Origin of the sequence: Rhodopseudomonas palustris (assembly GCF_003226555.1) — a bacterium.
Classification (GTDB): domain Bacteria; phylum Pseudomonadota; class Alphaproteobacteria; order Rhizobiales; family Xanthobacteraceae; genus Rhodopseudomonas; species Rhodopseudomonas palustris_I.
The window spans coordinates 315,474-329,341 of the sequence record NZ_QKQS01000013.1 but is presented as its reverse complement, the minus strand read 5'-3'; the positions used below and the strand labels follow the sequence as shown (position 1 = coordinate 329,341).

Genomic DNA, 13,868 nt, shown 5'->3' with positions numbered 1-13,868 from the left:
GTCCCACCTGAAATAATAGCTCGAAGATAAAGCCTGTACGCCTGCGTAGCGGGCATACCTAAAATTGGAAGTTGGGAAACCGTATTAGCTTGCGTTGCTCGTTCAAGAGTTTGGAGCTCTGCTACACCAGAATGTGGTCGACCGGCGTCGGCAACGGCGGCAGATCGGTTTCGCCGAGCGCTTCGCGCAGATTGATTTCAATGGTGTCGGCCAGCGCTGCGATCGGCAGATCATTCGGGAGCTGACCGAACGGCTCTTCCAGCTCGGAGCCGAGCGCGTCGAGGCCGAAGAAGGTGTAGGCCGCCAGTGCCGTCGCGAACGGCGTCAGCCAGCCGAGGGTGTTGGCGAAGCCGAACGGCAGCAGGAAGCAAAACACGTAAGCGGTCCGGTGCAGCAGCAGCGAGTAGCCGAACGGCACCGGCGTTGAGCGGATGCGCTCGCATGCGGCCTGCACCATTGCCATCTGGCCGATGGTGCGATCGAGGATCTGAAACGGGATGTCTCGCAGCTCGCCGCTGCGGTGGAGTGCCGCGAGCTCGGCCTGCATGGCCGACAGGATCACTTCGGGCGCGTTGCGGCCCGCCTCGTAGCGCGCGCGGATATCGGCGCTGAGACGGCGCGTGACCTTGGTCGTGTCACCGCCGGGGCGCAGGTGGAGCACCAGCGCCTGAGCGAACGCCATCGCCAGCGTCAGCAGATGACGTCGGCTGCGCTCCGGATCAGCGCCGGAGCAGGGCAGGATCCGGGTCTGCCGCGCCAGATTGCGGCTCAGGCAGATCAGCTCGCCCCAATGCCGGCGGGCTTCCCACCAGCGGTCGTAACAAGCGTTGTTGCGGAAGCCCATGAAGATCGACAGCGCGATGCCGAGCACCGTGAACGGCGCGCTGTTGAAATCGGAGACGAGGCCCGGATAGGCGTGATGCGCCCACACCACCGCGACCGACAAGGCGGCAATCAGCAGTGCCTGCGGAAAGATCCGCTGCACCACCGAGCCTTGAACAAGAAAGAAAAGTTGCAGCAGATTGGGCTGCGGGCGGACGATCATCGATGGATCGCCGCGTTAGGTCGGATTGCCGGCGCCGCGTTCGACTTGAATCACCTTGCCGCGTTCGATCGCCAGCGACAGCCGGCCGTGCTTCAGCGCCAGCGCCGCCTCACCGAACAATTCGCGGCGCCAGCCGCGCAGCGCGCCGACATCGGCATTGTCGTCGGCTGCTATCTGTTCGAGATCGTCGACAGTAGCGATGACTTTGGCGGCCACGGCGTGACGCTCCGATGTCATCCGCAGCAGCACTTTGAGCAGTTCGACGATCGCGGTGCCGTTGGAATTGTTGCGCGGCTTGTCGATCTTCGGCAGCGTCGTCATATCGCGTGCGAGCCCGCGCTGGACTGCTGCGACGATCTCTGTGCCCCATTTCGAACGATCGAAGCCCTTCGGCAGCGAGCGCAACGTGGCGAGCCTTTCCAGCGAGGTCGGCGCGTGGGTCGCAATGTCGCCCAGCGCGTCGTCCTTGAGCACGCGCGAGCGCGGCACATCGCGGTTCTGCGCTTCCTGCTCGCGCCATGCGGCGATTTCCATCAGCACCGCGAGTTCTTTCGGCTTGCGGACGCGGGTCTTCAGCCGCTCCCAGGCCCGCTCGGGATGGACATCGTAGGTGCTCGGGGAGCTCAGGACTTCCATCTCCTCGCTGACCCAATCGCTGCGGCCGCGCTTCTTCAGGTCGGCATCGAGCGCCGCGAACACGTCGCGCAGATGCGTGACGTCGGAAACCGCGTAGTGAACCTGCTCCTCGGTGAGGGGGCGGCGCGACCAGTCGGTGAAGCGGTGGGTCTTGTCGGGACGATGGCCGGTGATGCGCTCGACGAGCTGGTCGTAGGCGATGCTGTCGCCGTAGCCGAGGACCATCGCGGCGACCTGGGTGTCGAAGATCGGGTGCGGCACGATGCCGGCGCGGTGCCAGACGATTTCAATGTCCTGACGTGCGGCGTGAAACACCTTCAGCACCTGCTCGTTCGCCATCAGGTCGAAGAACGGCTTCAGGTCGATGCCATCGGCCAGTGCGTCGATCACCAGCGCTTCTTCGGCGCTCGCCATCTGCACCACGCACAACAGTGGGTAGAACGTCGTCTCGCGTAGAAACTCGGTATCGACCGTAATGACGGGATGGCGGGCGAGACGGGCGCAGGCGTCGGCAAGCTGCTCGGAGGTTGAAATCAGGTCCATTAAACTCTGTCGCGTTCGGGGACGGTTCGGGCGACAATCGGCCGCGCCGGCCGCCCGATCCGTCGAATCCCGTCCACTAGACACGCTCGCCCGGCGGCGATCAAGTTCCGCAGAAGGTTTCCAGCACCCGTTCATGGGGCTGCGGCGGCTCCGCATAGCGGGCGAATTCTGCCTTTTCCGCGAAGGGGTTGGCGAGCACCGCCAGGATCTCCTCGAATGGCGCGAAATCGTTCCGGTCGACCGCCGACCGGATCACCGCCTCGATCTGGTGGTTGCGCGGGATATAGGCCGGGTTGACCCGCCGCATCGCGGCTTGGCGGGCGGGACCGTCCTCCGGGTCGGCTGCGATCCGCGCCCGCCAGCGCGGAACCCACTCGTCGAACGCCGACGGATCGGTCAGCAGCGCGCGAACCTCGCCGACATCCGACGGGTCGGCAGCGGCGTCGCTGAGCCGGCGGAACGCGAGGGTAAAGTCAGCCTCGCCCTTGGCCAGAGCGGCGAGGAACTCCTGGGATAGCTGCGGATCGTCCGGCTGGCTGCTGAACAGCCCGAGCTTGGCGGCCAGTTTGGCCAGATAGGCAGCGTTGAACTGCTCGGCGAACCCGCCGAGCGCCTCTTGGGCGATCTCGACGCCCTTGTCGTCGTCATCGGCGAGCAGCCGGACCAGACACTCGGCCAGTCGGGTCAGGTTCCACAGCACGATCGGGGGTTGGTTGCCATAGGCGTAACGGCCGAACTGGTCGATCGAGGAGTAGACGGTCTTCGGATCGAAGCTGTCCATGAAGGCGCAGGGGCCGTAGTCGATGGTCTCACCGGCGATCGAGCAATTGTCGGTGTTCATCACCCCGTGGATGAAGCCGATCATCATCCAGCTCGCCACCAGCTCCGCCTGTCGGCCGATCACGCCTTCGAGCAGCGCGAGATAAGGCGAGGGCGCCTGCGCAGCCTCCGGATAGTGTCGGGCGATGGCATGGTCGGCGAGCGCCCGAACGCTGGCGAGATCGCCGCGGGCGGCGAAATATTGAAAGGTGCCGACCCGGATATGGCTGGAGGCCACCCGCGTCAGCACTGCGCCGGGCTGAATCGGATCGCGCAGCACCGTCTCTCCGGTCAGCACGGCAGCCAGCGAGCGGGTGGTCGGGACGCCGAGGGCGGCCATGGCTTCGCTGACGATATATTCGCGCAGCACCGGGCCAAGCGCGGCGCGGCCGTCCCCCCTCCGGGAGAATGGCGTCCGGCCAGCGCCTTTGAGCTGGATGTCGCGTCGAATGCCGCCCTGGTCGACCACCTCGCCGAGCAGGATCGCCCGGCCGTCGCCGAGCTGCGGCACGAAGTTTCCGAACTGGTGGCCGGCATAGGCCATCGCGATCGAGGCGGCGGCCTCCGGCATGAGGTTACCGGCAAGGATCTCCGCGCCCTCAGGCGTGTCCAGGCGGTCGGGATCGAGACCGAGCTGGACCGCGAGGGGGCGGTTCAGTTTGATCAAGCGGGGGGCGGCGACCGGCGTGGGCGCAACCCGCGCAAAGAAGTTGGGCGGGAGCGCCACGTAGCTGTTGTCGAACGGAAAATGCACTGTCATCGATCACCAGTTAAGAACGCTTCGCCGTTTCGACAATCCGCCGGAAATCGGTCGGTTTCAACAGCTTCCGCGGAAAAGCTGCAATCTGGAGGCATCCGGCGGGACAGACGGCTAGGAAGGGGCGTGTCCTGCTTTGAACGCGGTGGGCACCCGTTCCGCATCTGGTTGCCGCGGTGGGTTCGCTCGGGTAAACCCTGACGCTCTCCGCAACGGCTTGCGGACACGCGATTCTGCCTAAAGACGGCTTTCCCGGGATTTCCATGCACCGTTACCGAACCCATACTTGCGGCGCGCTCCGCGACAGCGATATCGACCAGACCGTGCGCCTGTCCGGCTGGTGCCATCGTATCCGCGACCATGGCGGCGTGTTGTTCATCGATTTGCGCGACCATTACGGCATCACCCAGTGCGTGGCCGACCCGGATTCGCCGGCGTTCAAGGATGCCGAAAGACTGCGCGCCGAGTGGGTGGTGCGGATGGACGGCAGGGTTCGCCGTCGCCCCGGGGGCACCGAGAATCCCGATTTGCCGACCGGTGCGGTCGAAGTGTTCGTCACCGAGATCGAAGTGCTGGGTCCGGCCGGCGAACTGCCGCTGCCGGTGTTCGGCGAGCAGGAATACCCGGAAGACGTGCGCCTGCGCTATCGCTTCCTCGACCTGCGCCGCGACAAGCTGCACCAGAACATCATGACCCGCGGCGCGATCGTCGACTCGATGCGCCGGCGGATGAAGGAGCAGGGCTTCTTCGAATTCCAGACCCCGATCCTGACGGCGTCGTCGCCGGAAGGCGCGCGCGACTTCCTGGTGCCGAGCCGCATCCATCCGGGCAAGTTCTACGCGCTGCCGCAGGCGCCGCAGCAGTACAAGCAACTGCTGATGATGTCGGGCTTCGACCGCTACTTCCAGATCGCGCCGTGCTTCCGCGACGAAGACCCGCGTGCCGACCGCCTGCCGGGCGAGTTCTATCAGCTCGACGTCGAGATGAGCTTCGTCACCCAGGACGACATCTTCGCGGCGATGGAGCCGGTGATCACCGGCGTGTTCGAGGAGTTCGCCAAGGGCAAGCGGGTCACCAAGGGCTGGCCGCGCATTGCCTTCGCCGACTCGATGCGCAAATACGGCACCGACAAGCCCGATCTGCGCAACCCGATCGAGATGCAGGACGTCTCCGAGCACTTCCGCGGCTCCGGCTTCAAGGTGTTCGCGCGGATGCTCGAAGAAGAGCGCAATCAGGTCTGGGCGATCCCCGGTCCGGGCGGTGGCTCCAGAGCGTTCTGCGATCGCATGAACTCGTGGGCGCAGGGCGAAGGCCAGCCCGGCCTCGGCTACATCATGTGGCGCGAAGGCGGCGAGGGCGCCGGTCCCTTGGCCAACAACATCGGCCCCGAGCGCACCGAAGCGATCCGCGCCGCGCTCGGCCTGAAGGCCGGCGACGCCGCGTTCTTCGTGGCCGGCGATCCGTCGAAATTCGTCAAGTTCGCCGGGCTTGCGCGCACCAGGGTCGGTGAGGAGCTGAACCTGATCGACAAGGATCAGTTCGCGCTCGCCTGGGTCGTCGACTTCCCGATGTACGAGTACAACGAGGACGACAAGAAGGTCGACTTCTCGCACAACCCGTTCTCGATGCCGCAGGGCGGCATGGACGCCCTGACGTCGCAAGACCCGCTGACCATCAAGGCGTTCCAGTACGACATCACCTGCAACGGCTACGAGATTGCCTCGGGCGGCATCCGCAACCATCGCCCGGAGGCGATGGTTAAGGCGTTCGAGATCGCCGGCTACGGCGAGCAGGAAGTGGTCGACCGGTTCGGCGGCATGTATCGGGCGTTCCAGTACGGCGCTCCGCCGCATGGCGGCATGGCGGCCGGCGTCGACCGCATCGTGATGCTGCTGTGCGGCACCACCAACCTGCGCGAAATTTCGCTTTTCCCGATGAACCAGCGTGCCGAAGATCTCCTGATGGGGGCGCCGTCGGAAGTCTCGCCCAAGCAACTTCGCGAACTGCACATCCGGCTCAATCTGCCTGACGCCAAGTAAGCGTCGGGCAGCTTAGTCGAACTCAACTACACTGGCGGGGGAACGTATGGCGTCGTATTCCGAAGATCTTCAGGCGGCAGCGCTCGGCTATCATCGCAAGCCGAAGCCCGGAAAGCTGGAGATTCAGGCATCGAAGCCGCTTGCCAACCAGCGCGACCTCGCGCTGGCTTATTCCCCCGGCGTGGCCGCTGCCTGTAACGCCATTGCTGCCGATCCGGCACAGGCCGCCGAGCTGACCGTGCGCTCCAACCTGGTCGCCGTCGTCACCAACGGCACGGCGGTGCTCGGCCTCGGCAATATCGGGCCGCTCGCCGCCAAGCCGGTGATGGAAGGCAAGGCGGTTCTGTTCAAGAAATTCGCCGGCATCGACGTGTTCGACATCGAGATCGCGGCCGACACCGTCGACCGTGTGGTCGACACCGTGGCGGCGCTGGAGCCGACCTTCGGCGGCATCAACCTCGAAGACATCAAGGGGCCGGAGTGCTTCGAGATCGAGGCGATGCTGAAGGACCGGATGAAGATCCCGGTGTTTCACGACGATCAGCACGGCACCGCGATCATCGTCGGCGCGGCTGTGAAGAACGCGCTGGCGCTGACCGGCAAGGACATCGCCAAGGTCAAGATCGTCACGGCCGGCGCCGGCGCCGCGGCGCTCGCCTGCCTCAATCTGCTGGTGTCGCTCGGCGCCCAGCGCAAGAACATCTTCGTCTGCGACCTCGAAGGCCTCGTGTACGAAGGCCGCAATGTGCTGATGGACCGCTGGAAAGAGGTCTACGCGCAGAAAACCGACAAGCGCACGCTCGCTGAAGTGATCGGCGGCGCCGACATCTTCCTCGGCTTGTCCGGGCCGAACGTGCTGTCGCAGGACATGGTCAAGGAGATGGCGGAGCGGCCGCTGGTGATGGCGCTCGCCAACCCGACGCCCGAGATCATGCCGGAGGACGTGCGCAAGGTGCGGCCCGACGCGATGATCTGCACCGGGCGGTCGGACTTTCCGAACCAGGTCAACAACGTTCTGTGTTTCCCTTATATCTTCCGCGGCGCCCTCGACGTCGGCGCGACTGCGATCAACGAAGCGATGAAGCACGCCGCAGTCGATGCGATCGCGCAGCTTGCGCGCGAGGCGCCGTCGGATCCGGTGTCCGTCGGTCTTGATAGTGACGAAGCATTCGGCTTCGGTCCGGGCTCGCTGATCCCGAGCCCGTTCGATCCGCGGCTGATCTTGCGGATCGCGCCCGCGGTGGCGATGGCCGCGATGGATTCCGGCGTCGCAACGCGTCCGATCACGTCGTTCGACGATTACTACGCGCAGCTCGAGCGCTTCGCGTTCCGCTCTGGGCTGGTGATGAAGCCGGTGTTCGCCAAGGCGAAGGGGCAGCCCGTCCGCGTCATCTACGCCGAAGGCGAGGACGAGAAGGTGCTGCACGCGGTGCAGACCATCCTCGAAGAGAGGCTGGCGCGGCCGATCCTGGTCGGCCGTCCCTCGGTGGTCGAGGCAAGGATCAAGCGCTCCGGCCTGTCGATCCGTCCCGGCGAGGATTTCGACCTGATCAATCCGCAGGACGATCCGCGCTACCGCTCTTACGTCCAGTCTTACATCGACATCGCCGGCCGTGCCGGCGTGACGCCGGCAGCGGCGCGCACGGTGGTGCGCACCAATTCGACGGTGATCGCGGCGCTCGCGGTGGCGCGCGGTGAGGCGGACGCGATGATCTGCGGCCTCGACGGCCGCTACATGAACCATCTGCGTCATGTCCGTGATGTGATCGGCCGTCGCCCCGGCGTGTCGGACTATGCGGCGCTGGCGCTGCTGATCACCAAGAAGGGCCCGATCTTCATCGCCGACACCCAGGTGCGGCCCAATCCGACCGCCGAAGAGCTGGCGGAACTGGCGGCGCTCGCGGCGGTCCACGTCCAGCGCTTCAACATCAAGCCGAAGATCGCGTTCTTGTCGCATTCGGATTTCGGCAGCTTCCCGACCGACTCGTCGCTTAAGATGCGCCGCGCCACCGCGATCCTTGCCGAGAAGCATCCGGAGATCGAAGCCGACGGCGAGATGCAGGGCGACAGCGCGCTGTCGGAGACGTCGCGGCAGATGATCCTGCCGCATTCGCGGCTGACCGGCGTCGCCAACGTGCTGATCATGCCCAATCTCGACACCGCCAACGTCGCCTATCAGATGATCAAGGTGGTGGGCGAGGCATTGCCGGTCGGCCCGATTCTGATCGGCCCGGCGCTACCGGCACACATCCTGACGCCGTCAGCGACTGCGCGCGGCATCCTCAACATGACTGCGGTGGCGGTGGTCGAGGCGCAGGAGCGGGCAGGGCGGCATCAGGGCACGCTGTTCGCCTGAGGCATCGCCCCGGACGCTGCCGGTTTTGTTGGTTTGAAAAACCCCTGCGCCGCGCCATACTGAGGGTGCGGTGCGGCACGTTCACCGCCGTCGATGGGGATGCACATGCCGGCCTTGATTCCGCTCGGGCGCTTTCTGTTCTCCATCCTGTTCATCTACTCCGGCGCGGCCAAGCTGCTCGATCTGCCCGCCACCACGCAGGCGACCGGCAAGTTCATCGTGCCGGAGATGCTGACGACCTATACGACGCAGCTCGAGCAGGCCGCCGGAATGCCGTTCGCCCAGATGCTGGCGCTGGCGGCGGGCGGCATCGAGCTGCTGTGCGGCTTGCTGATCGCGCTGAACTTCGGCGCGCGGTTCTGCGCGCTGGTGCTGATCGTGCTCGTCGCGGTCGGGACCTATTACTTCCACGATTTCTGGAATCAGGTCGGTCCCGACGCCCAGGCCAATCTGCCGGTCGCGCTGAAGAACCTGTCGCTGATCGGCGGCCTGCTGATCATTGCCGGGATCGGCCGGGGTGGTGCAGCGTCCGGCGCTGCGTGATCGCGGTCAGCGGCGGCGCCAGGCGGTGACGCTGACGTCGTGGTCGGCGTCGAGGATCTGCCGGTCGTCCGGGCGCAGGCCGTGCGCCGACAGGATCTGCTCGGGCGTTCGCTCGGGCACGCCCGGAAAGCACGGCTCGCCGCCCGGGAGCCGGGCCTGCGGCGCCTGCGACAGATAGAACGTGTCGTAGCGATCGAAGAACAGCGCGAACACGTCGGGTCCGCCGATGATCGCCGCCGTGCCGGTGGTCACGCCGGCGCGGGCGCAGGCCTCCTCGAACGACGCAGCGGCCGGATTCCACAGCAGCGCTTTCGGGTTCGACGGGTCGGGTGCCAGGCCCGCGACCTGACGGGTCACGATCAGCCGGCGGCGCAGCGGTGAGTTCGGCTGGTCCTCGAACGAATTGCGGCCATGGACGATCAGGTCGGCACGGTCCAGCGCTGCGGCGAAGAACGCCTGGTCGCCCTTGTACTTCAGGGCATCCGGCATCAGCCGATCGGCGTCGGCGAGGTTGCCCTCGGCCGACACGATCACATAGCCCTCGATCGTCAACGCCGGCGTCGCCGTCATTGGCGGTTCGCGATCCGCATCAGCAAGGCGGCTTATTCGGACACGGTCTGGACGACGGCGCTGACCGGCCGTGTGCTCACGGTCGGCAGCGGGTTGCTCTTGGCGAGCTCCTCGTCGTACTGCGGCAGCGTCTGCACCGGCGCCTTGGCGCGCATCTGCACGACCTTGTAACCGCCGGCCTTCAGCCGTCGCAGCAGTTCCGGCAACGCTTCAGCCGTGCTCTTCTGGAAGTCGTGCATCAGGATGATGCCCTTGCCGAGCTTGCCGAGCTTGTTCATCACGGTGTCGACGACCTGCTGCGGCCTGCGCGCCTTGAAGTCGAACGAGTCGATGTCGCAGGAGAACATCGCGACGTTGCGGGTACCGAGATACGTCACCAGCGCCGGCGGATGCTGCAGCGCCGGGAAGCGGAAGAACGGCGACGGTGCGGTGCCGATCGCCCATTTCACCGCGGCGAAGCCCTTCTCGATCTCGTCCTTGGCCTGCTGCTCGGTCAGCTTCTTGTTGGCGAGGTTGGCGTGCGACCAGGTGTGCGAGCCGACGGTATGACCTGCGGCCACGACCTGCTTGAGAATTTCGGGATGGTAGGTGGCGTGCTTGCCGATCGGGAAGAAGATCGCCTTTGTGCACTGGTCGGCCAGCGCCTTCAACACTGCCGGGGTGTTATGTGGCCAGGGACCGTCGTCGAACGTCAGCACCACTTCCTTGTCGCGCAGGAAGTCGAGCTGCTTGAAATGCTCGAAGCCGAAACCCGGGCCGCCGGTGGTGTCGATCTCGACGATGCGGCCGACGCCCAGCGCATCCGGATTGGCGCAGACCGGCTTGGCTGCCGCCGCCGGCTGCGGGGCGGGCGCTGGAGCCGGGGCGGCCTGCGGGGCGGCGGGAGCGGCAGATTTCGGCGCCTGCGCGAAAGCTGCGGTCGCCCCAACAGACACCACACCTGCAACGATCAAAGCTGCTGCGATCCGCATGCCGAAGTCCTTCTGCCGTTTGGTCGTCCGCGCGTACGCGGCCCGAGTCGGGGCTGCACACGCGTCGTCGCGCCAAGGTAGAGGCTCGCCTTCAGCCGTGCCAACGGTTTTTGCCGCGGCTGCGGAGTTGCCCGCAGATTCGAGCGCGGCGAGATCAGCGCAGCGGAATGATGAAGTCGGTGCCTTTGCCGGTTTCGCCGGTGGCGATGCCCTGATCGGACACGATCAGGGAGCTGCCATTCGTCAGCGCTTCGGCAAACCGCTTCATCGCTTCCGGCGGAATCGTCAGACGGTCGAGCGCTTCGGTCGGGCTGTTGGTCTGATGCGACGTCTTCGCCTCTTCGGCCAAGGTGCTGTCATGGCGGCGGGATTTGCGCTTCACCTCAGGTTCCGCTTTAGCCAGCTTCGTCGGCAGTGAGACGACCGACCAGCGAACGCTCAGATCCTTGTCAAGCTCGGCCGTGAAGACATGCGTGCCCAGCGGCTGGTCGCCGGCCGCGATGGTCACCGGGACATCGAACAGCGGAGTCTGGTTCTGCCGCACGTACAGCCTGCCGTCTTTGGCGCTGACGAAGCCGGCGATCTGTTGCTTCGGATTCGGGGACGGCAGCGCCGGAGCGGAGGCGGCATGATCGTCTCCGGTCGGGGCGCGCGACTGGTCTTTGTCTCCAGGAACCGACGGAGTCTTGTCGTCGGTTGTCGCCGCCGCGGCCTTGGGCTGCTCGGCGGCCGGGGTGGTGTCGGCGGACTTGTTATCGACCGGCTTGTCCTGCGCCTTGGTGGAATCCACCGTCGCGGTTGTGGCGGGAGCCGCAGCGTCGGTGGCCTCGGGGGCTTTGCTGGAGGAGGCGTCGGTCAGCGTCACCGCTGCGGCTGCCGCATCCGCGGTGCGGACCGGCGCGGCCGCCGGCTTGTCGCCACCCAGCGCAATGCCACGGCGCAGCTCATCGGCCGACAATGTCGGCTCCGCCGGTTTGTCGTTGTCGGCCGCCTTGTCGGATTTGGTCGTGATTGCGGGTTTCGGCGAATCCGACACCATCGGTTCGGGATCGGGCACGAGCTTCTTGGTCGCGAGCAGCGGATGAGTGAAGCTTGCGGGTGTGATCTCGCCCGGCGCGACGATCACGCGGGCGCCCATCCGGGTCCAGCCCCACATTTTGACCGCGAATGCCATCGGCATCCGGATGCAGCCATGCGACGCCGGGTAACCGGGAAGGGCACCGGCGTGGAGTGCGATCCCCGACCAGGTGATGCGTTGCATGTAGGGCATCGGGGCGCCGCTGTAGATGTTCGAGCGGTGATATTTGCTTTTCTGGATCACGCTGAACACGCCCATCGGGGTCGAATGGCCGCGCATCCCGGTCGACACCGGGGCTTCGGCAAACAGTCCGTTGGCGTCGTACACCCGGAGCTTCTGCTGCTCGATCGAAACGGCGATCACCACCGGTCCCTGCGGCTTGGCCGTCTGTTTTTCGATCTGCTTTTCGGCCTTATGGTCGAGCTGAAGTCGCTTGCGTGGGTGTTGATGGCGCTTCGGCGCTGGCGGCGGAAGGTCGTAGGGCGGAGCGTCGTAAATCGGCGTATCGTCGGCCCAGAACCAAGCCGGCGATGCTTGCGCGCTCGGTGCAGCGATCATCGCGGTGACCATGATCCCAGCCGCGAAAGTTGCCTGCGACATCGTCAATCGCCCGGAGGTCGCGAGCTTGCCGGTGCTTTGGTAACGTTCGTCGGTGAAATCGGCTTCGCAGTGAAATACGCGCACGCAGGTCTTCCCCGAATCTTGCCGTTAGGATTGTAGATTAGTCGCTCGAGCCCGAGACGCGTTCACCTTCGTGGCGAACCGCCGAGCAAATCTGCCTGACCGTAACAAAAAAGCTTCACCGAAGGTTAAACGCATCGGCTGGCAGGGATTGCATCTTCCAAACCCGCAATGTGTTCACCAAATGCACAGAACCGCTTCTATGGAGAATTCGATGAACCGGCGTGTCTCTCAGTTTCGACTCTCCCGCTTCAAATCAGGGATCCTTGCGCTGTTGGCGCTGACCGTGGCCGGCGTATCCACTGCTGCCGTTGCGTCGGATGACCCGGACCTGATCTTCCGCCGCTCGACCGTGTTCAAGCTGCTCAGCCCCAACGACAAGCTGGCGGTGTACGGCGTCGACGATCCGGAAGTGCAGGGCGTCGCCTGCCACTTCACGATACCGGAGCGCGGTGGGTTCAAGGGATGGCTGGGGCTTGCCGAGGAGGTTTCGGATATCTCGCTGGCGTGCCGTCAGATCGGTCCGATCCACTTCAAGGCCAAGCTCGAGCAGGGGGAGGACATGTTCAGCAAGCGCCGGTCGGTGTTCTTCAAGAAAATGCAGATCGTGCGGGGCTGCGACACCAAGCGCAACGTGCTGGTCTACATGGTGTACTCGGACAAGCTGATCGAGGGCTCGCCGAAGAACTCGACCTCGTCGGTGCCGGTGATGCCGTGGGGTAGCGACAATGCCGTCGAGAAGTGTGGGGACTTCTTCAAGTAACGATTAGAACCCGGGTCAAGTAACGATCCGAACGGCGGCGCTTCGGCTGCGGCCAGCAGCCAAGCGCCGATCCTCATCGGAAAATTGATCGGTAAACTTGGCCCTTTAGGCGCTCTCCCGTTCGGGCGAGATCTGCTGGGGTTTAGCCGCTCGGGCCGGCGCACAGTACCCGACGAGGCGGACAAGCCGCTGCGGGATGCACTGCGTGGCGGAATGTCCGAACGGGACCTGTAGGGCCATCTCTCCAGATGTCGCGATGCCTCTGCGACCCTTGCGCAGGGCGTCGTGGGAGAGGGGCTCTGTGTGCAGGGGCTCAATGTGCAGGGGGCCCGTGTGCAGGGGATCCGTGTACAGAGGATCCGTGTGCAAGACTTCCGGGCGGGTTGAATAACGCCGCTCCAGTGGACGGTCGATGCCAGTGCCATCGCCGAGCGGATTACCGGCCATCTTTGTTTCCTCCATCATACATTAACGCCGCGATGCCGGAATCGTTGCCGCGCATCGCCGAGACGACGCGTGGTCCGAACCGAAGCGGGCTTTTCGTGACGCAGACCGGATGAGCCGGCGCGGCGAGGGCGAGATCCGTTAATTTGCGGATCTCCAACGTCCAGGTCTCTGCCACGGCCGCGGTCTTTTCACCGCGATGATCTGCACCCGACGTCACAGCGCGGCTCAAAGCTGGATCACGCCTAGCTCCGCAACTAATCATTTGTAGAGCCGATCCAATGAAATTACTAGTCTCCATCGCCCGCCAGCCAAAAATTGGTAATAGAGGGTGGAAGGCCGCTCACCTGCGAAGCGCGGAACATCGAGCGTGGCGGGCGCGCCGCTGTACTAAGCGATCGTTGATGACGGGGTGATGTCGCATCCACCTGCGGCATGTCGTGGCAGCTGCGACTTTGGTCGGGGGTGGCGCCGAGTTTGCCGAATGCGCCAGCCACTTTGAAATGCCGATGGTTTTTCCAGGACTGTTTCGTTGGAACCGTGCCGACGAAACAATTCTGCAGTGCGACGAAACCATTCGGACCCAGCCGCGCAGCCGTCCGGAAACAGGGCGTGGTTATCAA

Annotated in this window: 11 protein-coding genes; 4 read left to right on the top strand and 7 right to left on the bottom strand. The window is 65.0% G+C overall.

What is annotated here, in order from left to right:
• Window positions 1-121 precede the first annotated feature (121 nt).
• The 3 genes from DNX69_RS09245 to DNX69_RS09235 form a co-directional block, all read right to left on the bottom strand.
• On the bottom strand, window positions 122-1,045 hold the full coding sequence (locus DNX69_RS09245; RefSeq protein WP_110785705.1) for a bestrophin family protein: 924 nt from the start codon (window positions 1,043-1,045) through the stop codon (window positions 122-124).
• A 15-nt stretch (window positions 1,046-1,060) separates the two neighbouring features.
• Window positions 1,061-2,224 (bottom strand): ribonuclease D, encoded by a 1,164-nt coding sequence (gene rnd / locus DNX69_RS09240; RefSeq protein ID WP_110785704.1) that lies wholly within the window; start codon window positions 2,222-2,224, stop codon window positions 1,061-1,063.
• 100 nt (window positions 2,225-2,324) lie between these two features.
• Entirely contained in the window at window positions 2,325-3,803 is a 1,479-nt protein-coding gene (locus tag DNX69_RS09235; protein WP_110785703.1) for a protein adenylyltransferase SelO, read from the bottom strand.
• Window positions 3,804-4,063: 260 nt separating this feature from the next.
• On the opposite strand from DNX69_RS09235, the gene aspS reads away from it, so the two are divergent.
• From aspS to DNX69_RS09220, 3 genes are all read left to right on the top strand, one after another.
• A complete protein-coding gene (aspS, locus tag DNX69_RS09230; protein WP_110785702.1) occupies window positions 4,064-5,839 on the top strand; it encodes an aspartate--tRNA ligase in 1,776 nt (591 codons plus the stop codon).
• 46 nt (window positions 5,840-5,885) lie between these two features.
• A complete protein-coding gene (locus DNX69_RS09225; protein ID WP_110785701.1) occupies window positions 5,886-8,195 on the top strand; it encodes an NADP-dependent malic enzyme in 2,310 nt (769 codons plus the stop codon).
• Between the two features lie 105 nt (window positions 8,196-8,300).
• Window positions 8,301-8,738, top strand: coding sequence for a DoxX family protein (locus DNX69_RS09220; RefSeq protein ID WP_110786042.1), 438 nt, complete (start codon window positions 8,301-8,303; stop codon window positions 8,736-8,738).
• Between the two features lie 6 nt (window positions 8,739-8,744).
• Here DNX69_RS09220 and DNX69_RS09215 read toward each other — a convergent pair whose 3' ends face one another.
• The 3 genes from DNX69_RS09215 to DNX69_RS09205 all read right to left on the bottom strand — a co-directional run bounded on the left by DNX69_RS09215 (window position 8,745) and on the right by DNX69_RS09205 (window position 12,041).
• The gene (locus DNX69_RS09215) at window positions 8,745-9,308 is read right to left on the bottom strand and encodes a dihydrofolate reductase (protein ID WP_110785700.1); all 564 of its coding nucleotides are present in this window, start codon (window positions 9,306-9,308) and stop codon (window positions 8,745-8,747) included.
• 32 nt (window positions 9,309-9,340) lie between these two features.
• Window positions 9,341-10,279: a polysaccharide deacetylase family protein gene (locus tag DNX69_RS09210; protein ID WP_110785699.1), complete on the bottom strand. Its 939-nt coding sequence runs from the start codon at window positions 10,277-10,279 to the stop codon at window positions 9,341-9,343.
• Between the two features lie 154 nt (window positions 10,280-10,433).
• The gene (locus tag DNX69_RS09205; protein ID WP_110785698.1) at window positions 10,434-12,041 is read right to left on the bottom strand and encodes a L,D-transpeptidase; all 1,608 of its coding nucleotides are present in this window, start codon (window positions 12,039-12,041) and stop codon (window positions 10,434-10,436) included.
• A 211-nt stretch (window positions 12,042-12,252) separates the two neighbouring features.
• On the opposite strand from DNX69_RS09205, the gene DNX69_RS09200 reads away from it, so the two are divergent.
• Complete coding sequence (locus DNX69_RS09200) at window positions 12,253-12,801, top strand: CreA family protein (RefSeq protein WP_110786041.1); 549 nt, start codon at window positions 12,253-12,255, stop codon at window positions 12,799-12,801.
• A 436-nt stretch (window positions 12,802-13,237) separates the two neighbouring features.
• On the opposite strand, the gene DNX69_RS26075 is transcribed toward DNX69_RS09200, so the two are convergent.
• Entirely contained in the window at window positions 13,238-13,423 is a 186-nt protein-coding gene (locus DNX69_RS26075; protein WP_133255991.1) for a hypothetical protein, read from the bottom strand.
• Window positions 13,424-13,868 lie beyond the last annotated feature (445 nt).